Origin of the sequence: Neobacillus sp. YIM B06451 (genome assembly GCF_032667185.1) — a bacterium.
Classification (GTDB): domain Bacteria; phylum Bacillota; class Bacilli; order Bacillales; family Cytobacillaceae; genus Bacillus_D.
Genome location: NZ_JAVFKJ010000013.1, coordinates 33,030 through 56,167, shown reverse-complemented (window position 1 = coordinate 56,167; position 23,138 = coordinate 33,030). Strand labels below are relative to the sequence as shown.

25 protein-coding genes and 1 other annotated feature are annotated in these 23,138 nt (G+C 48.4%); all 25 genes read right to left on the bottom strand.

Annotated features, from left to right (window positions below):
* Positions 1-138: 138 nt before the first annotated feature.
* Entirely contained in the window at positions 139-594 is a 456-nt protein-coding gene (locus tag RB160_RS18285) for an ACT domain-containing protein (RefSeq protein ID WP_316571874.1), read from the bottom strand.
* 25 nt (positions 595-619) lie between these two features.
* A complete protein-coding gene (obgE, locus tag RB160_RS18280; RefSeq protein ID WP_316571873.1) occupies positions 620-1,912 on the bottom strand; it encodes a GTPase ObgE in 1,293 nt (430 codons plus the stop codon).
* A gap of 45 nt (positions 1,913-1,957) precedes the next feature.
* Positions 1,958-2,491 (bottom strand): Spo0B C-terminal domain-containing protein, encoded by a 534-nt coding sequence (locus RB160_RS18275; RefSeq protein WP_316571871.1) that lies wholly within the window; start codon positions 2,489-2,491, stop codon positions 1,958-1,960.
* Between the two features lie 170 nt (positions 2,492-2,661).
* Positions 2,662-2,955, bottom strand: coding sequence for a 50S ribosomal protein L27 (gene rpmA, locus RB160_RS18270; protein WP_053367270.1), 294 nt, complete (start codon positions 2,953-2,955; stop codon positions 2,662-2,664).
* The gene (locus RB160_RS18265; protein ID WP_316571870.1) at positions 2,956-3,297 is read right to left on the bottom strand and encodes a ribosomal-processing cysteine protease Prp; all 342 of its coding nucleotides are present in this window, start codon (positions 3,295-3,297) and stop codon (positions 2,956-2,958) included. It lies immediately after the preceding gene.
* Between the two features lie 11 nt (positions 3,298-3,308).
* Positions 3,309-3,617: a 50S ribosomal protein L21 gene (gene rplU / locus RB160_RS18260; protein WP_053367272.1), complete on the bottom strand. Its 309-nt coding sequence runs from the start codon at positions 3,615-3,617 to the stop codon at positions 3,309-3,311.
* 14 nt (positions 3,618-3,631) lie between these two features.
* Positions 3,632-3,711, bottom strand: a sequence feature (ribosomal protein L21 leader region).
* Between the two features lie 49 nt (positions 3,712-3,760).
* Positions 3,761-5,245, bottom strand: a complete 1,485-nt coding sequence (locus tag RB160_RS18255) for an Rne/Rng family ribonuclease (RefSeq protein WP_316571869.1) — start codon at positions 5,243-5,245, stop codon at positions 3,761-3,763.
* Between the two features lie 82 nt (positions 5,246-5,327).
* Positions 5,328-6,197 (bottom strand): M50 family metallopeptidase, encoded by an 870-nt coding sequence (locus tag RB160_RS18250; RefSeq protein WP_316571868.1) that lies wholly within the window; start codon positions 6,195-6,197, stop codon positions 5,328-5,330.
* The gene (locus RB160_RS18245; protein ID WP_316571867.1) at positions 6,190-6,954 is read right to left on the bottom strand and encodes a peptidoglycan DD-metalloendopeptidase family protein; all 765 of its coding nucleotides are present in this window, start codon (positions 6,952-6,954) and stop codon (positions 6,190-6,192) included. Before RB160_RS18245 ends, RB160_RS18250 begins: the two co-directional genes overlap by 8 nt.
* A gap of 1,513 nt (positions 6,955-8,467) precedes the next feature.
* Complete coding sequence (gene minD / locus RB160_RS18240) at positions 8,468-9,274, bottom strand: septum site-determining protein MinD (RefSeq protein ID WP_316571866.1); 807 nt, start codon at positions 9,272-9,274, stop codon at positions 8,468-8,470.
* A 1-nt stretch (position 9,275) separates the two neighbouring features.
* Positions 9,276-9,956, bottom strand: a complete 681-nt coding sequence (gene minC, locus RB160_RS18235) for a septum site-determining protein MinC (protein ID WP_316571865.1) — start codon at positions 9,954-9,956, stop codon at positions 9,276-9,278.
* Positions 9,957-10,064: 108 nt separating this feature from the next.
* Complete coding sequence (gene mreD, locus RB160_RS18230; RefSeq protein ID WP_316571864.1) at positions 10,065-10,583, bottom strand: rod shape-determining protein MreD; 519 nt, start codon at positions 10,581-10,583, stop codon at positions 10,065-10,067.
* On the bottom strand, positions 10,580-11,461 hold the full coding sequence (mreC, locus tag RB160_RS18225; RefSeq protein ID WP_316571863.1) for a rod shape-determining protein MreC: 882 nt from the start codon (positions 11,459-11,461) through the stop codon (positions 10,580-10,582). The genes mreD and mreC overlap by 4 nt, the downstream gene beginning before the upstream one ends.
* 26 nt (positions 11,462-11,487) lie before the next feature.
* Positions 11,488-12,510 (bottom strand): rod shape-determining protein, encoded by a 1,023-nt coding sequence (locus RB160_RS18220; RefSeq protein ID WP_316571862.1) that lies wholly within the window; start codon positions 12,508-12,510, stop codon positions 11,488-11,490.
* A 160-nt stretch (positions 12,511-12,670) separates the two neighbouring features.
* On the bottom strand, positions 12,671-13,342 hold the full coding sequence (gene radC, locus RB160_RS18215; protein ID WP_396954743.1) for a RadC family protein: 672 nt from the start codon (positions 13,340-13,342) through the stop codon (positions 12,671-12,673).
* 136 nt (positions 13,343-13,478) lie between these two features.
* On the bottom strand, positions 13,479-14,051 hold the full coding sequence (locus RB160_RS18210; protein ID WP_316571860.1) for a Maf family protein: 573 nt from the start codon (positions 14,049-14,051) through the stop codon (positions 13,479-13,481).
* 206 nt (positions 14,052-14,257) lie between these two features.
* Positions 14,258-15,316, bottom strand: a complete 1,059-nt coding sequence (locus RB160_RS18205; protein WP_316571859.1) for an SPOR domain-containing protein — start codon at positions 15,314-15,316, stop codon at positions 14,258-14,260.
* Positions 15,317-15,427: 111 nt separating this feature from the next.
* Positions 15,428-16,237: a pilus assembly protein PilO gene (locus tag RB160_RS18200; RefSeq protein ID WP_316571858.1), complete on the bottom strand. Its 810-nt coding sequence runs from the start codon at positions 16,235-16,237 to the stop codon at positions 15,428-15,430.
* Positions 16,234-16,869 carry a PilN domain-containing protein gene (locus RB160_RS18195; RefSeq protein WP_316571857.1) on the bottom strand — a complete coding sequence of 212 codons (636 nt, stop codon included), beginning with the start codon at positions 16,867-16,869 and terminating at the stop codon, positions 16,234-16,236. The genes RB160_RS18200 and RB160_RS18195 overlap by 4 nt, the downstream gene beginning before the upstream one ends.
* On the bottom strand, positions 16,869-17,864 hold the full coding sequence (gene pilM / locus RB160_RS18190; protein ID WP_316571856.1) for a type IV pilus biogenesis protein PilM: 996 nt from the start codon (positions 17,862-17,864) through the stop codon (positions 16,869-16,871). The genes RB160_RS18195 and pilM overlap by 1 nt, the downstream gene beginning before the upstream one ends.
* Positions 17,865-17,941: 77 nt before the next feature.
* Positions 17,942-18,688 carry a prepilin peptidase gene (locus RB160_RS18185; protein ID WP_316571855.1) on the bottom strand — a complete coding sequence of 249 codons (747 nt, stop codon included), beginning with the start codon at positions 18,686-18,688 and terminating at the stop codon, positions 17,942-17,944.
* Between the two features lie 2 nt (positions 18,689-18,690).
* Positions 18,691-19,083 carry a type II secretion system protein gene (locus RB160_RS18180; protein ID WP_316571854.1) on the bottom strand — a complete coding sequence of 131 codons (393 nt, stop codon included), beginning with the start codon at positions 19,081-19,083 and terminating at the stop codon, positions 18,691-18,693.
* A gap of 113 nt (positions 19,084-19,196) precedes the next feature.
* Positions 19,197-20,411, bottom strand: a complete 1,215-nt coding sequence (locus RB160_RS18175; protein ID WP_316571853.1) for a type II secretion system F family protein — start codon at positions 20,409-20,411, stop codon at positions 19,197-19,199.
* Positions 20,412-20,413: 2 nt separating this feature from the next.
* Positions 20,414-21,451, bottom strand: coding sequence for a type IV pilus twitching motility protein PilT (locus RB160_RS18170; protein WP_316571852.1), 1,038 nt, complete (start codon positions 21,449-21,451; stop codon positions 20,414-20,416).
* A 10-nt stretch (positions 21,452-21,461) separates the two neighbouring features.
* Positions 21,462-23,123, bottom strand: a complete 1,662-nt coding sequence (locus RB160_RS18165) for a GspE/PulE family protein (RefSeq protein WP_316571851.1) — start codon at positions 23,121-23,123, stop codon at positions 21,462-21,464.
* Positions 23,124-23,138: the final 15 nt, after the last annotated feature.

The window sequence follows — 23,138 nt, the reverse complement described above, 5'->3', positions numbered from 1 at the left end:
GTTCGGACATTAAGTCTTACTTAACAATTTATGCTATTTACATAATAAAAGATTGCGGAGTGAAAGTGCCTCAGGTAGTTCCTAAATACCAAAAAGGCGCGCGGCAAAAATTGCCGTGCGCCTTCCTGTAACCGGAGGCTATACTCCCGATCCAACGACTTCTACCTTTTCAACGTAATCGAGGCTTCGTATTTTTTCAAGCAGATGTTCAATTTCGCCCTTGATTTGCGAGATGTTCAGTGAGATGGTAATATTCGCCCTGCCTTGAAGCGGAATCGTTTGATGGATTGTCAAAACGTTGCAGTCCGCTTCCGCGACAAGCGATAAAAGGCGCGAGAGGGCTCCAGAACGGTCCTCAAGATAAATGAAAAGCGTAATCAGCCTGTCTTTGACGACAGATGAGAATGGAAAGACCGTATCGCGGTATTTGTAGAACGCGCTCCTGCTCAAATCCACAATCGAGGCCGCTTCTCCGACGGATTCCGCCTTTCCCCTGTCCAACAGCTCCTTTGCTTCCATTGTCTTCTTCATGACATCCGGCAGGACATCTTCCCTGACCAAGTAAAATTTCTTATCAAAACGGTTGGATTTCATTGCAACACCTCTTTGCCCCGGAACATTACTCTACAAATTCAAATTCAAACTCAAGCAGCCTGACTGTATCGCCGTCCTTCGCGCCTCTTTCACGCAGCGCTTGGTCGATTCCCATGCCTCGGAGCTGGCGGGCAAAACGGCGCACCGACTCATCGCGGGAGAAATCCGTCATTTTGAAGAGGCGCTCTACGCTGTCGCCGGAGATGACATACGCGCCATCTGGATCCCTCGTAATTTTAAACTCCTGCTCTTCCTTCTCATGCTTGTAAACGACCCTGTTAACGCTCGTATCTTCAAGCACTTCTTCATAAAGTGGGAATTCAGGGGTTTCCGCGATTTTATCCGCAATCGCGAACAATAAATCCCGCAGGCCCTGCCTCGTAATGGCCGAAATCGGGAAAACTGGGAAGTCCTCCTGCAATTGTTCCTTGAAGCTCTTCAGGTTTTCTTCCGCATCCGGCATGTCCATTTTATTGGCCACGATGATTTGCGGCCGTTCTGTCAGCCTCAGGTTGTATTGCTTCAGTTCATCGTTAATTTTTTGATAATCATCAAATGGGTCTCGTCCCTCGCTTGCCGCCATATCGATGACATGGACAATGACCCGCGTCCTTTCAATATGCCTTAAGAACTGATGCCCAAGCCCGACTCCCTGATGGGCCCCTTCAATCAGTCCGGGAAGGTCGGCCATGACAAAGCTTCGGCCATCTTCCGTTTCAACCACCCCAAGGTTCGGGACGATTGTTGTAAAATGGTACTCGGCGATTTTTGGCTTCGCGGCTGACACGACCGAAAGAAGCGTCGATTTTCCGACACTCGGGAAACCGACAAGCCCAACATCGGCAAGAAGCTTCAATTCCAGGATAACGTTCCGCTCCTGCCCCGGCTCCCCTTTTTCGGAGAGTTGGGGTGCCGGATTTGCAGGGGTCGCGAACCGGGAATTCCCGCGCCCGCCGCGCCCGCCCTTTGCGATTACCGCCGTTTGGCCGTGCTCGACAAGGTCAGCGATGATTGCATTCGTTGCTTCATCGTAAACAACTGTGCCCGGAGGAACCTTGACAACCATGTCTTTCGCATTTTTACCATGCTGGTTCTTCGACATTCCATGTTCCCCTCGCGGCGCTTTAAAATGGCGCTGATAGCGGAAGTCCATCAATGTGCTAAGGCCTTCCTCTACCTGGAAAACAACATTTGCCCCAGAGCCGCCATCACCGCCGGCAGGCCCGCCCATCGGCACATATTTTTCACGGCGGAAGGCAACCATCCCGTCGCCCCCGTCCCCGCCTTTCACATATACTTTCACCTGATCAACAAACATATCTATTCCTCCCGTCCTGCTGCAAATCCTACAAATTCCCTTCCGCTAGCGAAACGGCATGAACACTTCAATGGAAAGCTCCGAATCCAAAAAGCTTTTAACTGTAACGGCCGCTTCCACCGATTGCTCCAGAAACTCTTTCAGCAGCGCAGTTTCCGTTATTATTCCGCTAAAATCGAAAAAGAAACGAATTCCATCGGTCACCTGATCGATACAGATCGAGAGGCTGTTTTCCTGGAACGCTTCCACGGAACGGTCCAATACCGCAAAAAACGAGGCTGTCCATTTTGTGATTTCACTTTCATTTACAGGCTTCGTTTCCGTTTCGTGAAGCACCTCATAATCAAGTTGAAAAAGGTGCTTTTCCCAATTCGCGGTCAGCAAAAGCGTTGCGAACGTTGGCATTTTCAAATTCGAAAGTTTTGATTCGTGCTGTGTTTCAATAATAATCTGGTCAACAATGGCTTTGGCGCGGTCTACCCGGTTCAAATCAAGATTCCCTTTTATAAGCTGAAGGCGATTAAGCCAATCATGGCGGGAATGCCTGAGGACTCGGACAACATCCCAATTTTTCTCCATATACTACTCCTTGTACCCGTTGCTGTTTGCCAATAGTATAACAAAAAAAGAATTCCGCGTATGCAAATATGGCCTATTCAGGGAAATCCTGCTATGTATCCCATTATCCTTTTAGGAAAAAAAGAAAACTCCAACCGTGAAGGCTAGAGTTTCCCAATAATCTTTTAAACTTAAGCTTCTTGAGCTGCTGGATAAACACTTACTTTTTTGCGGTCGCGTCCCATGCGTTCGAACTTCACAACGCCGTCAACTTTCGCGAAAAGAGTGTCGTCTCCGCCGCGGCCTACGTTTTCACCTGGATAGATCTTAGTACCACGCTGGCGGTACAGGATTGATCCACCTGTAACGAACTGGCCATCCGCACGCTTTGCGCCAAGGCGCTTAGAGATGGAGTCACGGCCGTTCTTTGTAGAACCTACTCCCTTTTTGGAAGCAAACAATTGAAGATCCAATTTCAATAACATTTATTCCACCTCCTGGTTTTTGAAGGTAATCCGTATGTGCTTTCCGTATTCTTCCTCAATCGTCCTCAATGAGACAACCATTCCTTCAAGAAGGATTTGGATCGTCCCCTGCTCCTGCGCCGGAATGTTTTCCGGTAGCGCGCAGCGGAGCAGTCCGTCTCCATGTTCAAGTTCCGGGACTATCCCGGTCAGTTCATGGATGGCATTAATCGCGCCAACTGAAACAGCGGATACGCCTGCACAGACGATATCCTTGCCCCTGTTCGCAAAAAATGCGTGGCCGGAAATTGAAAACGACTGGATTAAGCCGGATTCATTTCGGTAAATTGCTGCATCAATCATCCAATCACGCCTTACGCGTTGATTTTGTCGATGACGACTTTAGTGTACGGCTGGCGATGGCCTTGCTTTTTACGATAGTTTTTCTTCGCCTTGTACTTGAAAACAATGATTTTCTTCGCACGGCCCTGCTTTTCAACAGTAGCTGTTACAGAAGCACCTTCAACAACCGGGCTTCCAACTTTCACGTTTTCTCCGCCTACGAAAAGAACTTTATCAAAAGTAACTGTTTCGCCTGCTTCCGCGTTAAGCTTCTCGATGTAGATGGCTTGGCCTTCTTCTACACGGATTTGCTTACCGCCAGTTTCGATAATTGCGTACATGAACTTGCACCTCCTCATAGTCTAAGACTCGCCAGCACAGGCGTTTTGCACGGAGCAAAAGCTTAAAACCTGTTTTGTGCGGTTGTAGCACGGGTGCGCTACAAACATAACATGAAAATACTATCATAATTAGGTGGATAGTGTCAATACGTATTGTCAGCTTTCGTCCTTAATTCATCCTCAGTCCCAAACTGCCTGATTGTATAAAAATGGACAGCCGAACCTATAGGCACAATCAATATTTTAAAACCGAGCGAATCCTCGAGCCGTTTCAGATGGGCTTTTCCTTCCCCTTCGAAAACAGCCTTCACTTCAGGGGTCGTTTCCACCAACACCGCTTCGTCCAACGCTCCCCTGTGCTCCCAAAGCTCCCTTTCAAGTTTGAATGCTTCTGTTTCCGGGCTCGAAATCCTTCCTGTCCCTTCACAGGAAGGGCATTTGGATGTCAGCGTCCCGGAAAGTGACGGGCCCAGCCGCTTTCTAGTGATTTGAAGAATGCCGAGGGACGTGAATCCGACAACCCTCGTCCTCCGACCGTCCTTTCTTAAATCAGCCTCCATTTTCGCGGCCACCTTCGCCCGGTCCTCCTCCGACTTCATGTCAATAAAATCAACAAGGATGACCCCTGCCAAATCCCTGAGCCTGATTTGCCGTGTGATTTCCTCTACCGCAAGCAGATTCGTTTTTAAAACCGTTTCCTCAAGGCTGCTTTTTCCGGAGAACTTTCCGGTGTTCACGTCGATCGCGGTCAGCGTTTCTGTTTCCTCCACTAATAAATAGGCGCCATTCTCCAGCCAGACCACCCTCTTCAGGAGCTTACCGATTTCCTGGTCCGCCCCATGAAGCGCAAAAATGTTTTCCTTACCGGAATAGTAGCTGAACGAAGGTCCGCCTCCCCCTTTTGAGGTCCGTTTTTTCAATTCACTTAAAAGTTCCGGGTCATCTACAACGATTTCCCCTCCGGCCATTTTTTCAATCAATGGAACAAGCTGTTCCACGAATGGATCCCTTTCAGCCACTGGCCCAGGCTTTTTCAAAGAGACGGCTTTTTGGAAAAGCTCCCCCGCAGCCCTTCGCAGTTCGCCTATTTCTTCAATAAGCTCCGAATCCAAAGCTTCCCCCGCCGACGTACGGAAGAGGACACCTTCCGCACCCATCCTCATTTCCGCGCCCAGCTGGCGGAGCTCTTCCCGCCTTGCCGAATCCGCTATTTTTTTCGAAACAGCCATATAGTTTCCAGAGGGCATGTACACGAGATGCGTGCCAGTTACCTCAATTATTCCCGTTACTTTCGCGCCTTTTGATCCCGCTTCGTCCTTTTCGACCTGGACGAGGAGGCGCTCTCCTTGCCGCACGAAGGCAGATATACTTTTCTTCTCTTTGTCCGGAGCCTCCGACTGGATGTATTCGGGCAGCCCGTTCCTGTGAAGGTAAGCATTTTTGCCGGTTCCGATATCGACGAAGGCAGCATTCATGCCTGGAAGTACCTTCGTAACAATGCCGAAAAAAATGCTTCCTACAAGCGATTGGCCTCCAGCCCTGGAGATTTCAAGCTGCTCAATTTTACCTTTATGAATGAAAGCTGCCCGTTTTTCCCTTGCGCCGCTATTTATAATCAATTTGTCCACACGTATTCCCCGCTTCGCAATTTCCTTCCTTCATTATAGACGCAAAAAAAAACGTTCGCCAGGAAATCTGGGGAACGCCTTTTCAATATGCATAAAACAGGTCGCCAATTTTCCCGCCTGTCTTTTTTTCGGAAAAAAAGAAATGGAGAACTTCATTTTCATCAAGAATGCCTTTATCACCGCCATCCCCTCCGACAACAATCGAATGTTTGCAGCCGCGGCGGAATTTTGAAAGAACCTGGAGGACGCCCTCTGTCTCCTCAACCTTGATTGGACTAAGCGCGGGAAAGCCAGACCCGGTTTTTCCATAATACCGCTCCAGCAGGAACCGGATAAAAACATAATGGCGCTGTTTCCATTCAAGGTAAAGGGAAAAATAAAGGAAACCTGCAACGAGCCATATATTCAGATGCAGCGGGACGGTCAGCAGGGTGCCTATTGAGAATAATGTCAGGCAGGCAGCTGAGCATGCAAGCGTCCATTGGTGCGCTTCCGGGAACGGCCGCCAAGTGGATAGGATGAGAAAGAGAAGCTTTCCCCCGTCAAGCGGCCAAACCGGGAAAAGATTAAACACGAGGATCATAAGATTGTATTTTATGAACAAGTCATACGTGTGCTCAGGTATGAGGCCATAAGCATTTAGCAGAAACGCCGCCGCCATCATCCATATGTGCTGGACAGGCCCGGCAAGGATGACGATGGCCTCTTCCCGCAGCGGCCTGTTTCCGTGTTCATCCATTTCGGCTACCCCACCGAACGGCAGGAGCGAAATCCTTTTTATCCGCCAGGAAAAACGCCAAGCGGCGAATGCGTGCCCGATTTCATGGAAGAAAATAATCATAAGAAGTAGGCAAAGCTCCAGGAAATGAGCGGTAAACGCCGCAGTTGCAGCCGCGAGCCACAGGAGGGGATGGATATGGATAAGTTTCAGAAGGGAAACCGCTTTATTCAAAACGAATCACCTGGATGGGATCAATGAAATCCCCGCCCTTTTTGATTGCAAAATAAAACTCGCCCTTCAACTCATCCTCGCCAGCGCCGACGGTTCCGATTACCTTCTCTTTATCAATGTACTCGTATAGTGCCACATCGATTGAATCGAGGTTCCCGTACCATGATTCGGTTTTGTCTGCGTGCTGGATGACGACTGTTTTTCCAATCCCTTCTTTAAACCCCGCATACGTGACGAACCCTTCGTTAATGGCCTCGATTGGTGCCTCCTTTTCCGTTTCAATCATGATACCCTGGCCGTTTTTTTCAAAATTCTCAAGGATTTTTCCTAAAGCAGGCACGGAAAAGTCGGGATGAGGCTCACTCTTTTCTTTTGGTTCCGGTAGAAGGGCGAGCGGCTTGCCGAATTTATCCTCATACCATTTGGTAGCCGCGGCGAATTGAAAGTCTTGGTTGAACCCTTTCACAACCAAATTTTTTATTGGTTCAAGGGCAGGCGATTGGCTCTTGAAAACAATCGCAATCACGAGAAAAAGGACAGCCGAACTCAGCAGCTTGAAAAAGAACACTTCTTTCCGAAAAAGGGGATGCCCTTCATCTCCCGGCCCTACTTCAAAGGTTACGAGGCCGTCCATTCCGTATTTATCATCTTCCGCAAGCCAGGCGGCAGGTTTCCTTCCAGTGGTCTTCCGGTTGTGCAAGCCCCTTTCTTTTTTTCGCCTGGTAATCCGTTTCCGGATTTCCTCCCTGTTTGACATGTACCCCACCAGCCCTTTTATTCCTTTTTGTACAAGTCTATGAAGGAGTTGTCCCGGGTATGACTGTCGTTGATAGTTGCTTAATCATGCGGGGGTGGGACAGCAAAGCCGGTTTCTCTGGTTTGCCGTCTCTTGACTGGGGTTTATCGGACAGCTAAACGGGATTTTCGCTTCGGGTTGTCACGAATCAAGTACTTGTGTAACAACCAAAACACATTTTCGCTCCACTTGTCACGAATCAGGCACTTGCGTGACAACCAAACCGGATTTTCGCTCCTAGTTGTCACGAATCAAGTACTTGCGTGACAACTAAACTGGGTTTTCGCTCCCGGTTGTCACGAATCAAGTACTTGCGTGACAACTAAACTGGGTTTTCGCTCCCGGTTGTCACGAATCAGGCATTTGCGTGACAACCAAACCCGATTTTCTCTCCTAGTTGTCACGAATCAAGTACTTGCGTGACAACTAAACTGGGTTTTCGCTCCCGGTTGTCACGAATCAAGTACTTGCGTGACAACCAAACCGGATTTTCGCTCCGAGTTGTCACGAATCAAGTACTTGCCTGACAACAAAACCGGGTTTTCGCTCCTCGTTGTCACGAATCAAGTACTTGCGTGACAACCAAACCGGATTTTCGCTCCGAGTTGTCACGAATCAAGTACTTGCCTGACAACAAAACCGGGTTTTCGCTCCTCGTTGTCACGAATCAAGTACTTGCGTGACAACTAAACTGGGTTTTCGCTCCCGGTTGTCACGATTCAGGCATTTGAGTGACAACCAAACCCGATTTTCGCTCTTGGTTGTCACGAATCAAGTACTTGCGTGACAACCAAACCGGATTTTCGCTCCTAGTTGTCACGAATCAAGTACGTGCCTGACAACTAAACCGGGTTTTCGCTCCTTGTTGTCACGAATCAAGTACTTGCGTGACAACTAAACTGGGTTTTCGCTCCCGGTTGTCACGATTCAGGCAGTTGAGTGACAACCAAACCCGATTTTCGCTCTAGGTTGTCACGAATCAAGTACTTGCGTGACAACTAAACTGGGTTTTCGCTCCCGGTTGTCACGATTCAGGCATTTGAGTGACAACCAAACCCGATTTTCGCTCATGGTTGTCACGAATCAAGTACTTGCGTGACAGCCAAACCGGATTTTCGCTCCTAGTTGTCACGAATCAAGTACTTGCCTGACAACTAAACCGGGTTTTCGCTCCTAGTTGTCACGAATCAAGTACTTGCGTGACAACCAAACCGGATTTTCGCTCCTAGTTGTCACGAATCAGGCACTTGCGTGACAACCAAACCGGATTTTCGTTCCTGGTTGTCACGAATCAGGCACTTGCGTGACAACTAAATCAGTTTTTCGCCCCCCGTTGTCACGAATCCGGATCCGCGGGTTGCTTGACTGCTTGGAATCTACAACCTTGATACATCCGCTGACCTCAATAACCACTGAAAATCAAAAATCCCGTCCAGCCCTAAGGCTGAACGGGAATGTCTCTTATTCTATCATTCTATGAACGGACTCCGAAGAATTTTTTAATTTTTGACAGCACGCCTTTGTTTTCTTCCTCAAGCTGCTGGAGCGGGATGGACTCGCCAAGAATCCTCCGCGCGATGTTGCGGTAGGCTATCGATGCCTTACTGTTTGGGTTCATTGCAATCGGTTCGCCGTAATGGGAAGCCTTAATGACCTCATCATCATCGGCGACGATTCCGAGCAATTCAATCGATAAATGCTCGGTAATGTCATCAACGTCCATCGTTTCGCCATTGCGCATCATGTGCGGGCGGATCCGGTTGATAATCAGCCTTGGCGGCTCGATGTTTTCTTCTTTTTCAAGGAGGCCGATAATCCTGTCAGCATCACGTACCGCGGACTTTTCAGGAGTTGTGACAACGATGGCCTTGTCCGCGCCTGCAATCGCGTTTTTGTAACCGTGTTCAATTCCCGCGGGGCAATCGATGATAATATAGTCGAACTCCTGCTTTAATTTATCGACAAGGTCCTTCACCTGTTCTGGCGTGACTGCTGTCTTGTCTTCCGTCTGCGCAGCAGGTAGCAAATACAAAAGCCCATCGAAGCGTTTATCCTTTACAAGGGCCTGGTGCATTTTGCAGCGACCGGCAGCCACATCGACAAGGTCGTAAATGATTCTGTTTTCTAGTCCCATGACAACATCAAGATTCCGGAGGCCGATATCCGTATCAACCAGGCATACCTTTTTCCCCAGCAGCGCCAGGGCGGTACCCAAATTAGCAGAAGTCGTCGTTTTGCCGACGCCGCCCTTCCCGGATGTGATTACCATTGCTTCTCCCACGTTAACGCCCTCCTTCAAATCTGGTCAATCCAGGCCGAATGCCCGCTAGAGACTGTAGCCTGTCAAAAACGATCTCATTCATTTCATTTATGTATGCGCACTCCATCTCACGCTGGCTGTCATTCCCAGCGGTTTCCGGGACGCTCGTCAAATAATGGCTGATCCGTAGCTGGGATGGCTTCATGGCTGAAGCGGCGATTACCGCATCCCGGTTGCCGTAGCATCCCGCATGGGCAATTCCCTTCAGGATGCCCATGATGAAAATATTGCCCCCGGCCATCACCACTCCGCCCGGGTTGACGTCCCCGATCAGGAGCAGATCGCCGGGCACTTCAAGCACCTGGCCGGACCGAATCATTTTTGAAACCATGGTTACTGATTCCGCCTGCCTTCGTTCCTCGGCTTCTTCCTTTGTAAGAACGTTCGAGTCGACCGCATCCACAACCAGGTTTTTCTTTTGGCTGATAAGCTCAACAAGTTCATCCTTTTGCACCGCCGTCAAGTAGCGGTTGCCTGTGTTCACTTTTACATGCAGAAGGGTTGATTCCCCATTCCTGGGCTTCTGTGCCGAAAGCTTTTCGACCAGTTCTCGCTTCAGGTCGTCATAGGAGCACAAATCATCAAGGAACAGCGTAATGCCGTCCTTTGTCCCCTTAATCATTACGTTTTGTACTTTGTTCATGGCCGTACTTCACCTCAATTGTAAAAACACGCAGATGGCCTTTCGCCTGAAGGCCAGACCTATTGGGGGCCTTCCACTAATTATTCGACATACCCTGCCAAAATTCCTTTAAGAAAGGATTTCCTGCTCAGCTAATTTTTCAAAGTATCGCTTGAGCGGGTAAAAGGAGGCTACGATGAATATGAGATTCAGGCACAAGGTCGGCAGGAGCCTCGAATTCGCAAATTCCTTCATGCCAATATCGGTAATATTGATGAAGCTGTTCATTTTATAGATTACAAGTTCCAGTAAGGCGATACCAGCCAACATTACGATCGTAACGACCAGTGCGTTCGTCTGAAGAATCTTCATGGCCCTCATAACCAAATAGATTGTAAGAGGAAAAAGGAATAAATAAATCCCGATGATTTCCGTATAAACAATATCAAAGAGCAGCCCAAAAGCAAATCCGTACAAGATGGCGTATTTTTGCGAGCCGTACATCGCCAGCAGCAGCAGGACGGCAATCAGGAACCTTGGGACGAGAATCCATTTTCCATAGAAGAATTCAGATGGAAGGAGCTGGACAAAAATACTTTCAACGGTAAAAAAAACGAACAACAAAAGAGGAAGGAAGAAACGGTTCACAATTCTTCCTCCTTATCGTCCACCATATCCGCTTTATTCGGTTCGGTCATCAGCCTTTTAACGACGATCACATCGCTAATGTCATAAAAGTTTGCACCCGGCTTCACAAGCGCGATCTGGTTCAGTCCGTACTGGTCGGGCTCCACTTCGACAACTTCCCCGACAAGAAGCCCGGCCGGGAATACGCCGCCAAGGCCTGAAGTTATGACAGTCTGTCCTTTTTCCACTTTTGCTTCATATGGGATTTTTTTAACCTTCAGAAGCTTTTTCTCTTCGTCATACCCTTCGACAAAGCCGAAAACTTCAGATTTCCCCTGTGTGACAACCGAAATTCTGTTCTTCGGGTCCATCGCACTTAGAAGTTGGACTGTCGAGGTAAAATCGTTGGCGCTTTTAATTTTTCCAATCAGCCCTTCGGCGGTAATGACAGCCATGTTCTTGCCGACTTTGTCCGAAGTGCCTTTGTTGATGATGATGATTTCATTCCAACGGTCCGGATTGCGGCCAATGACCGCCGCGTGGATTGTCTCGGAATCCCGGAGAGACTCTTTCTTTCCAAGGATCTTGCGAAGTTCCTCGTTCTCCTCTTTAAGCTTGTACACTTCGGATTCAAGACGGACCATGTCTTCCACGCGCGATTTAAGCTCTTTATTTTCGTTGTATGTATCCTGAAGGTCGCCGACATTTTCAAAAAAACCAGCCACATACTGGACCGGCCTCGAGATGAGGGACTGAACCCAGCCGGTGCTGTCTTTCACAAATTGCTCCGGCCAGGACAGTTTTTCCCGCTCCCTTAAAGAAAATCCAATCAATGCTACCAAAAGAATGATACTTACAAGCAAAATAATGAGGCGTTTATTCAAAAAAAGCTGGGGCATGATACTACACCTCTATTTACAAACATTTAGCGAGAATCCCTGGGCTTGTTCTTAAACAAATTGATATGGTCAAGCGCCTTCCCTGTCCCAATCGCGACGCAATCAAGGGGATTTTCTGCTATTAGGACTGGCATATTCGTTTCCTCGCCAATGACCTTGTCGAGATTCCTGAGAAGCGCGCCGCCTCCGGTCAGGACGATTCCACGGTCCATAATATCGGCAGCAAGCTCCGGCGGGGTCTTTTCAAGGGTATTTTTGACGGCATCCACAATTGCATAAACGGTATCATGCAATGCGGTGGCGATTTCTCCCGGTGTAATTTCAATCGTTTTCGGAAGGCCGGTAAGAAGGTCGCGCCCGCGGATTTCCATATTCTCAATGCCTTCAGGTTCACCGGCGGAACCGATTTCCACCTTGATGCTTTCGGCGGTCCTGTCCCCGATCATAAGGTTATACGTCTTCCGGATGTACTGGATGATCGCTTCATCCATTTCGTCACCGGCAATGCGGATAGACTGGCTCGTTACGATGCCGCCAAGCGAAATGATCGCAACTTCGGTCGTTCCGCCGCCGATATCGACGACCATGCTTCCGGTCGGTTCCCAAACAGGAAGGTTCGCACCGATTGCCGCCGCAAACGGTTCCTCGATCGGGAATGCGTCCCTGGCGCCGGCCTGCTTTGTTGCATCAATGACGGCGCGCTGCTCGACAGCCGTGATCCCGGATGGAACACACACCATTATGTACGGCTTCCCACCCCATAAGCTCTTGTTTTTCATCGCCATTTTAATATAATGCTTCATCATAGTCGCGGTTGTTTCGTAATCCGCGATGACACCGTCTTTCATCGGCCTTAGGGCCACAATGTTTCCTGGCGTCCGCCCAATCATATTTTTCGCGTCATTTCCGACAGCGACAATTTGCTTTGTATCCACTTGCAGAGCAACAACAGACGGTTCCCTCAGAACGATGCCCTTGCCTTTTACATATATAAGTGTGTTGGCAGTCCCCAAATCTATGCCAAGGTCTCTTGTCCCAATTCCAAACATGTTTGTATCTCCCTTTCCCATGCAAAAATGCAGTCAATTTCGAGCCGTTTCATTTTATAAAAAATTGAAGTTATTTTTGTTATTCATCCGATTTTTGTAAGTCTGCGCCCGCAAAAATCATAAACAATATTATATCGTAACGTCAAATAAAAACATAGTGTTACAAATACCCTTTTTCCTTCAAACTGACGAATTTATTTTCGCCGATGATGAGATGGTCGAGCAGATCGATGCCAATAATCTTGCCGCACTCGGACAGCCTCTTTGTTACCTCGATGTCTTCCCGGCTCGGAGTCGGGTCCCCGGAAGGATGGTTATGCAGGCAGATGATGGAGGCGGCGGAACGGCGGAAAGCTTCCTTGTAGACCTCTCGCGGATGTACGATCGATGCATTCAGGCTGCCGATGAAAATCGTCTGTTTGTGGAGCACCTGGTTTTTCGTGTTGAGATAGAGGCAAACGAAATGCTCCTGGCTCAGAAAACGCATTTCATTCATCACATAGTTCGCGCCGTCCTCGGGCGACCTGATGACATAACGATCGTTGTTCGTCAGGTTGGCCACACGGCTTCCGAGTTCCAGGGCGGCCATGAGCAGAATCGCTTTCGCGGTCCCGATTCCTTTTATTGCGGTGATTTCCTCTAGCGATGCGGCTTTCAGAAGCCTCAACCCTTCAAAATGGGACAAAAGGCGGTTGGAGAGCTGAAGGACTGACTCGTCCTTTGTTCCGGTCCGGAGCAAAAGCGCAATCAGTTCATGATTTGAAAGGCTGGCCGGCCCGCCTGCGATAAAGCGTTCCCGCGGCCTTTCTTCCTGGGGGTAGTCACGAATCATCAATGAATTTGCAGTCAATCTAATTCCTCCCTATGTTGTAGGGAGCATGGGAGCGGGAAAAAGCCGACAACGGAAAAGCCTTATTACAAGGAAAGCTTTTCCCTCCCAATTCAAAGCTTTAATGGAACGAAGCAGGTTAAAAGGGAAGCGGATAACCGGCCTGGCTCAGTTCACGGACCGTACGCGATACTGGTAGGCCCATTACAGCGAAGTAATCCCCGTCAATCCTTTTGACAAGCATACTGCCAAGCCCCTGGATCCCATAGGCGCCCGCCTTGTCGAAAGGCTCCCCGCTATCTGCATAGTACTCGATTTCCCTGTCCGACAGCTCCCAAAATTGGACTTCTGTCTTTTCGTAAAAACGGGTTATGCCTCCAGGGCTTGCAATGGCAACCCCGGTAAACACCTGGTGCGTCCTGCCGGATAATTGCTTCAGCATCCGGATTGCCTCCCCGCGGCCGGATGGCTTGCCCAAAATGGCGCCATCACAGACGACAACTGTATCAGATCCTATGACAAAGCCATTAGGATACATGTCGAATACAGCCTTTGCCTTCCGCTCGGCAAGGCCCATGACAATTTCATCAGGGGGCGTACCCGGTTCAAAGCTTTCGTCGACATCTGAGCTGTGAATTTCGAATTTCAATTGGAGATTTTCCAGAAGTTCTTTTCTTCGTGGAGATGAAGAGGCTAAAATGAGGTTCGGCATGCAATCACCTTTCTTTTTGCTCGGTTTGGGGAGATACAGATTTATCGTATCAAACTTCCGCCCGGCAAACAATTTCTAATGGTTAAAGTGGCGAAACTTTTTGCTTCTTATTCATTTCCTGTCAGTTTTAATCGGATGGTCGCGGATATAAGCCATCAAAAAACGCCGTGGCAAAAAGCCAGGCGTTTTCTTGTAAAAAATTGTAGTTATAACGCTTGATACTTGGCGATGAAATTCAGGAGTCGGGATTGGGCGGCGATGGCATTTTGCCGGTTCCCCGTTTTTTCATACGTTTCAAGATTCTGGGCAGCCTCCGCCAGTTCGCTGTAAAGATCTTTTATGTCCGGGTTCGCAAGCTTGCTGGCATCAATTGCATCCAGTTCTTTTATTATGTCTGCCGTTCCACCGGCCGTCTTCCCTTCCATTGCCAAACCCGCTGAAGATCCCATTTTTTCGAAAAATTCCGGTACGGTGGCAAGGAATTGTTTTTCCATTGAGGTTGCCTTTTCTTTTTGGCGCGCCGAAAAAGTGACCTCTTTTGCATAAATGGCAATACCCTGCTCGGTTAATTGTTCACCAATGCTTTTCGCGCTTTCGATGCTTCCCGCTATCCCGGCAAGAAGCATACCCTGTCCATCCTTATCAAGCACTGCCGCCGGAATCCCTTTTTCCTCAAGATTCTTCCTGGCGATTTCTGCGGATTCTTTTGAGGAGTATATCCCCTCCTGGACAACAAACGCCGAGAGAGGGGGCAGTTGTATCGTCGAAGCTGAAGGTTTCGTTTCGACGGACGGTTTGGTTATCTCCCCTTCCGGCTGGATGGCGGTAGCGGTTTCTTTGTCGCTAAAGACGAGCTTCCACATGCCCGCTCCAAGGCCTACTCCTACAATAATTGCGAAAACGATTGTGACGATTGCAGGCCTGATTGGAGAACCATTTTTTCGTTTCGTTCCGGTGGATTGCTTCGGATAAATGGATGCTGAATCGGATGCTTCGTTTATAATGATTTTCCCCTGTTCGACAGGTCCTTCTTCCGGAAGGATCCAATCAAAGGCTTCTTCACCCGCTTCAAGAGTGGCGGCCGTTTCTTCTTGAGGAGGTTCGCCTTCAAGGCTTTGCGGGTCCATCATTTGCGGCTTGTCCAATTCGGGCTTATCCATTTCGAACTTTTCCAATTCGCCCTTTTTCAATTTGGGCTTGTCCAGCAATGGACTCGATTCATTATTTAATTTAATCTTTATTGTATTGTTTTTCCGCTTGTCCACAATCAGCTCCCCTTTTGCCGACGGCTGGTTTTTTTCATCCTATCACAGGGGCAAAAAAAAATAACAAGGTTTTTGTCGCCTTGTTATCAGATGCTTTCGCCAATAAGCGATTCAATTTTCATTTATCTTTTCTTCTTCGGATCCTTCACCGCTAAAAGAAGAAAGCGGGTTCCGTTTCCCGGCCGGCTCTGGCGCACCGATATCTGGAAGCTGCTGGGCGAGATCCTCCAAATCAGGCATATAAAAGGCCGATACCGTGATGCTGAATTTAAGTGGTTCATCTTTTTGCTGAAGAGAAGTGATTTCAGCCCCGCCGGTATAGGCAATCGATTCAATCACGGTGATTCGCTTCATACTTTCGAGTGTGGAGACAAATTTTTCAAGCTCGTCATAGCCCGGAGATTCGACGGACAGCTGAACGGTGACTTTTTTGACGCCTTCAGGAACCTGGATGACTGATTTCGGATGGGGTAAAGTCCCTTCTGCCTGGCCTTCCTGGTTTTCACCGGCATTGCCGGTTTCTCCGGTTTGGGTCCCTTCCGTTGTCTCTCCCGTGGCGGCTTCCGTTTCTTCCTGTACGGCCACTTCGCTATCTTTCGCGATGGCCATTGAAAGGATTTTCGATCCAGAAACGACCTCGGCTTTTTCCAAGTCGAGGATCATCTGTTCGACAAGGGGTTTGACTGGTATTTTGTACTGCATTTGCGTGGAGCTTTGAGGAGTAAAATTTTCTGTTTCCTTTTCTTTTCCCTGGATAATGGCAAGAAGCTGTTCCTCTGTTTTCAAGCTATCCTGTTTCATCTTAAGCTCGTCTTTTAATGGCTGAATCGCTAAAAAGTACGCGCCTGCCCCGAACGCAATCAGCAAGAGGCCGAGGATGGCAGCAACCCATTTTTGTTTATTGAATGAATCGATCCTCATAAGCCATCCTCCCCTTCACTTTGGATTGCAGACTTTACAACATCCTTGTTGAGGGTTATCTGGAATTGGCCGGTATAGCGCGGGAGATATTCTTCTATAGGGCTTGCGGCCGCCTGGATGGCACCCGTCCCATCGGCGGCTTGATCCTGTTCGGTTTCTGAAGCGGAAAGGCTTGATAAATCGGCCTCTTTTACCCACCCGGATTGGTTCAGCCTGTTCAGGAAATAGGCTGCTTCTCGGCTAGTGTCGAATTGGACTGTCAATGCAAGTTCTCCTGTTTCCTGATACGCAAATGTAAGGATGAATCCGCGCTCAGGCAGCAAGGACGTGAATTCTTTCATTACAGGGACAGACGGAATTGCGTATTGTTCAGCCCATTCAATTGACTGTTGAAGCTTAGAAGCCGAATCTGCGGATATGACATCATTAGCCTTTTTCTCTTCAAGAGCGGCAATTTTTTTTGTCGTTTCAATCCGATTTTGGACAACCGTGATTTCGTTGTTAAGTGTGGTCGTTTGCCAGTACAGGAAACCACCAACGGCAAGAAACAATAAGGCGAAAGCCAATCCTGTGAAAATAATGCCCGAACTTTTTCGCTCCTTTTTCGGAAGCAGGTTAATATCGATTAGCATTATTTCACCTCTTTCAAAGCAAGGCCAAGCGCCAAAGTATGGCTTGGCGGCAGCATCCTGTTCCGGCCGTTATGGACCGCCTCGGAAGGAAGGGTCACAACAGGCAGGCCAAATTGCTCACCAAGTTCTTTGTGGATTTTGTTTAGCATTGGATGGTCGCCGTCAAGGAGGATTTTCCCTACACCTTTTGTTCCCCCGGACACTGAATAGCGGTAAAAGTCCATCAGCTTGCCCATCTCACTGTAAATGGATGCAAACTGTTCTTCAAGTTCGGCGGCTTCACCTTTGAACGCGTATTCACACGCCCCGGAACGGTCGCGCCGGACATCCCACTTGTCCACATCAAAATCAAGCGGGAAATGCCGCATGAAGTATGGGATATGCCCTTCAAAAATACACATGCTGACACTTGTCAAATTGATATGGGCGGTAAACAGGTTTTCTTCCCGTTGGGCTTTGTCCATCATAAAGTAAATCCGGTAAAGGGCGAGCGGCGAAATATCGGCCGCCACCGGCTGAAGCTTCAATCCAGACAGAATATTTGCGTATTCCATGACAAATTTCTCGGGTGATGCGAACAGGAGAAGCTCCTTTTTTCCGTCCTTCTCACCTAGAGGGTAAACGTCGAAAACCGGATCTTCAAAGGGGAGATGGATACTTGAACCAAGCTCCATATACAGATGGCTTTTCACCTCGTCCTCCTGGATATCCATGGGGATGGCTATTTTCCGAATGATGACTAGCGGGTCAGGGACAATAAAATTCACCTGCCGCCTCTGAATCTTCCATTCTTCAATAGATTCATCAAGAATGGTTGCGAGTGTTTCACCGTCTGTTATTTTCCCATCAGAAATAATCCCTGGCGGAAGGAAACGTTCCCCCCACTTTAACGCAATTGGCGGGTTGACGCTTTTAAGCTCCAGGTAGCGGATGGAGTGATCGTTGAATATAAGGTTGATAATCCGTTTGTTGCCGAAGGAAAGGGAAAAGGCCATTGATACTACCCCTTTATCTATAATGAACCCGGCTGCACTGTACCTGCTCCGGGAAAACCGTCTTTCTCCTAATAACCTCAATAAAAAAAGGTAAAATACCAGTCAATTAGTTTTGAGCCGTAAAAATACGCAACAAGCGTCCCCAGTCCGATAAACGGCCCGAATGGTATCGGCTGTTTACGCTTGACGAGCCTGAGCATAAGTCCAAGTGCGCCAAAAACGGCACCAAACATCGTCGCAAAAAAGAAAGAAAGCAAAACTAGCTTCGTTCCGACCGCGAAACCAATAACTGCGAATAGCTTAATATCGCCTCCGCCCATGCCGCCCTTGCTTACAAGGGCAATTAGGAGCAGCAAAACAAAACCGACTGCCGCGCCAAGAAGGGAGTCCCACCATGGCGAAAGCGGCCAAAGCACCCGTTCAACTAAAAAAATCCCTGCAAACACCAACAATATTTTATCAGGGATGATCATATAGTGGATATCCGATACAAAAATGATCATGAAAAGGGAAATGAGCGTCCAGGCGACGACAAGCTCCCATGACCATCCAAGGACGACCGGAGCCATGGCAAACAGGATGCCAGTAAGCAGCTCGGTTATTGGGTAAATAGGGGAAATCCGCGTACCACAGCCACGGCATTTCCCCCGAAGGAATACATATGAAAATACCGGGACCAGTTCCCACGCCCGCAGCTGCTGCCTGCAATTTGGGCAGGCAGAGCGCGGCTTAACAATTGATTGGCCTTCCGGCACTCGAAGGCCGACGACGTTAAAAAAGGAGCCTAGGGTGATGCCGTAGATGAAAAGAATTAAATTAAGCATAACTATTTGTATGCTAAAAGTTGTTTCTCAGTTATAGATTTAGCTGTAGCATCTCCTCCAAATTTATAAGAATCATGACCAATTAATGTATATCCATTTGTGGCATCCTTTGTGACCTTTGAAAAAACCACTCCATCAGCTTTATCTAAATATGGGGCTAGATCAGTATTTGAAACTTCTTTTTTATCAGGATTTTCAACAAAATACAATTTAGCAGAACTAATTATTTGTAAACCTTCCGCTACAGTAGCCTTGTTTTTAGTATTTTCAATCAAATTTCCAATCGACGGCACAGCAATCGCCGCAATAATCCCCAAGATAACAATAACTGCAAGCAATTCAACCAAGGTCAAGCCGCGTTGGTCTTTCATTTTTTGCCTAATGTTTTTGAACATTTTCCCCACTCCTTATATGGTTTGGTTTGTGAACCTATGTTATTAGTTCTCTCCTATTATACAACAGAGAATGCTGTCAAAAGTACAAATTTTTGGAAGGTTTTCGTCTATTTTTAGTATTTATTATCAAATTGATTGAACATTTCGAACATTGGTACCATTATGCTTGTAACGATGGTTCCGACTAGGGCTGCGAGGACGACAATCATTAGCGGCTCGATTAGTGACTTCAGCTTGTCTGTCCCAATATCGACTTCTTTTTCATAAAATTCGGCGACTTTCGAAAGCATCGCATCCAGGGACCCTGTCTGCTCTCCGATCACGACCATTTGGGTTACAAGCGGCGGGAACGCCCAATGTTCCTGCATTGGAATCGTCATTGACTGTCCTTTTTCAAGAGAGTCACGGGATTTTCGAATGACGCGGGCAATGACTTCATTCTCCACGACATTTTCAACAATGGACATCGCCTGAAGAATCGGAACCGAACTTGAGAATAAGGAGCTTAATGTCCTTGTCATCCTGGCGAGGACCGCTTTTTGCAAAAGCTTTCCGAAAATCGGCATCCGCAATAGGGTGTAATCCAAGTAATACTTTGTCTCCTTTTTCCTGCGGATTGCCACAATTCCGGCCACCATTAAAATGACAATCAGCAGCAGCAGCCACCACCAGCCTTGGACGAACTCGCTCGCGGCGAGGACAAAACGGGTAATAGCTGGCAGTTCTCCTCCGAGGTCATCAAACATCGTCACAAATGTTGGGACAATCGTGGTCAGGAGGAAAATAACGACTCCAATCGCAAGGACTCCGATTACAGCCGGGTACGTTAACGCCGAAACAATCTTTTGCTTCGTATGATGCTGCTTTTCAAAATGGTCGGCGAGCCGCTCAAGCGTATCATCGAGATTTCCGCCGACTTCCCCGGCCCTGATCATATTGACGAACATCGGGACGAAAATTTTTTTATGCTGTGTAACAGCATGTGAAAGCGGATGCCCTTCTCGCAATTCGGATTCTACCGCAATCAGCGCCTTTTTTAAAGGCTTGCTTTCAGTCTGTGAAGCAAGGATTGCAGTCGCATCAACTACCGTTACCCCCGCTTTTAAAAGCGTGGCAAATTGCCTTATATAAATGACAAAATGCTCAAGCTTGACGGGATTTCCAATCGTAATATCCTTCGTCAGCAGTGTTTCCGGCACCTCGGTAATGTCGACAACCCGAACCCCGTGCTCTTTCAGCTTGAAGAGCGCTTCGCGTTTCGAGACCGCGTTTATGGTTCCCTGGCGAGGCCCTTTACGGTCGCGGCCTTCATATTTAAATCTCGCCATACTTATACCATCTCCTGCAAATAAGGCTCCGCCACTTCTCTTTGAATAAAGCCTTTATCGATCAGTTCTTTAATGTTTGACTCAAGCGTGTGCATCCCCAGGGCGCGCGACGTTTGCATAACGCTTGGTATTTGGTGGACTTTTTCATTGCGGATCAGGTTGGCGATCGCTGGATTGTTAATCATGATTTCTGTCGCAGCTTTTCTCCCACGTTTGTCGATGGTCGGAAACAGGCGCTGTGAAATGATCCCGACCAGAACGGATGCCAGTTGGATGCGAATTTGCGCTTGCTGGGCAGGCGGAAACACGTCCAAAATCCGGTTGATTGTAGCCGGGGCGCTTGATGTATGCAAAGTCCCAAGCACAAGGTGGCCGGTTTCCGCGGCGGTAATCGCCGTCTGAATTGTTTCAAGGTCGCGCATCTCTCCAACCAGGATGACGTCCGGATCCTGGCGGAGCGCGGCACGGAGCCCGTTCGCAAAATTGCCGGTATCCATCCCGACTTCACGCTGGTCAATGATCGAATTCCCATGTTTATGCAGGTACTCGATCGGATCTTCAAGCGTAATGATATGCTTGCGCATCGTCATGTTCATGTAATGGATCATCGAGGCGAGTGTCGTTGATTTTCCGCTTCCAGTTGGGCCAGTAACCAACACCAGCCCCTGCGGTTTCTCGGCAAGCTTTTGCAGCGTATCCGGCATGCCAAGCTCCTCGATTGTCGGAATCTTTGACGGAACCGTCCTGAGCGCCATCGCGATGCAGTTTCGCTGATGGTACGTATTGACGCGGAACCGAGACAATCCTGCAATGCTATAAGAAAAATCCAATTCGCCACGTTCCTTGAATGCGTCCCACTTATCGGCCGGAACGATTGACTTTGCCATTCCCTCCGTGTCTTCCGGCCTCATCGGTTCCTTCCCGTACTTTTTCAGTTCCCCATTAATCCGGAAAACAGGCGGGATGCCCACGGTCATGTGGATATCGGATGCTTTAAGTTCAAACGCTGCCCTTAAAATCAGGTCGATTTTTTCCTTCATATGCGGTCTCCTATTCAAGAATGGCTACTCTAAGCACTTCTTCTGTTGTCGTCAATCCTTGTTTTATTTTCAGAAGCCCATCATCAATGAGGAAAATCGTCCTGTTTTTTACAGCAATATCGCGCAATACCTGAAACGACTCCCCGTCCATTATCGCCCGCCTCAGTTCATCATTGACAACGAGAACCTCATGGAGGGCAATCCTGCCTTTGTAGCCAGTCATATTGCAGGATGAGCATCCCCGGCCGCGCGGCACTTTTTCAATTCTGATTCCCCGCCTCTGAAAAATATCAATCTCCCGCTTGGACGGCTCGGCCGTTTCCGCGCAGTCCCGGCACACTTTCCTGACGAGGCGCTGTGCCACAACCCCGCTTAGGGCGGATGCAACCATGAAAGGCTCGACTCCCATATCAACAAGGCGTGTAATCGTGCCAAGCGAGTCATTCGTATGAAGCGTGCTGAGGACGAGGTGGCCAGTCAGGGAGGCCCTGATGGCGACATCGACTGTTTCCTTGTCGCGGATTTCCCCAACCATGACAATATTCGGGTCCTGGCGGAGGATGGAACGCAAACCGGCCGCGAATGTCATCCCGACATTTTGGTTCACCTGAATCTGGTTAATGCCCTCAAGCTGATATTCGACCGGATCTTCAATCGTAATAATATTGACTTCCTCGCTGTTCAGCCTGTTCAGGGCCGCATAGAGCGTCGACGATTTACCTGAGCCGGTCGGGCCTGTGATCAGGACAATCCCTGTTGGCCTTTCAATCATATCGCTGAAACGCTTGAAATTCAGCGTGTTGAAGCCAAGCTTGGTCAAATCGTTCAATGTACTCCCCATGTCCATTAGACGCATGACGATCTTCTCTCCAAATACAGTCGGCAAGGTCGATACCCTTAGGTCGATTGGATGGAAATCAAGATTGACTTTGATTCTGCCGTCCTGGGGGATCCGGTATTCGGTTATATCGAGGTTCGCCATGATTTTAATCCTGGCAGCCAATACACTTTGCATGTTTTTCGGAAGGACGCGTTCAACTCTGAGGATACCATCAATCCGATACCTGACAACCACTTTTGTTTCCTGCGGGTCGATGTGGATGTCGCTCGCTTTTTGCGCGGCTGCGTTTGAAAGCAGCATATTGACAAGCCGCACGATCGGCGAGTCAAGGTCTGTTACGTCAACTTCGCTGGCAATATCCTTTGTTGGAAGGTCACCCAGGAACTCCTCTAGCGCATCATCTGTGTTGTAATACTTATTTATAGCCCTGACAATATCATCTTTTGTCGCAATCGCAACTTCGATTTGAAACCCGGTGGACAGCCTCAAGTCATCGATGGCGAGGAAATCCAATGGATCTGACATCGCAATAAACAGCTTGTCCCCTTCTTTTTTTAGAGGAATGACTAGATGCCTTCGCGCCATTTCCTTCGAAACAAGATTGAAAAGGTTTTTGTCAAATGGATAGCTGAACAGGCTGATATGCGGAATCCCAAGCTGAATCTCCAAAACTTCTATTAATTGCTGCTCTGTTATGGTGCCGCGCTGAACGAGTGCTTCACCAAGCCGCTGCCTCGGAGCTTTTTCAGCAAGGGCGGCCTGAAGCTGCTCTTCCGTGATTAGGCCTGCTTCAACTAGCAAATCACCTAGCCGTTTTTTCGTTCTTATCATAACTATCCCTGCTCA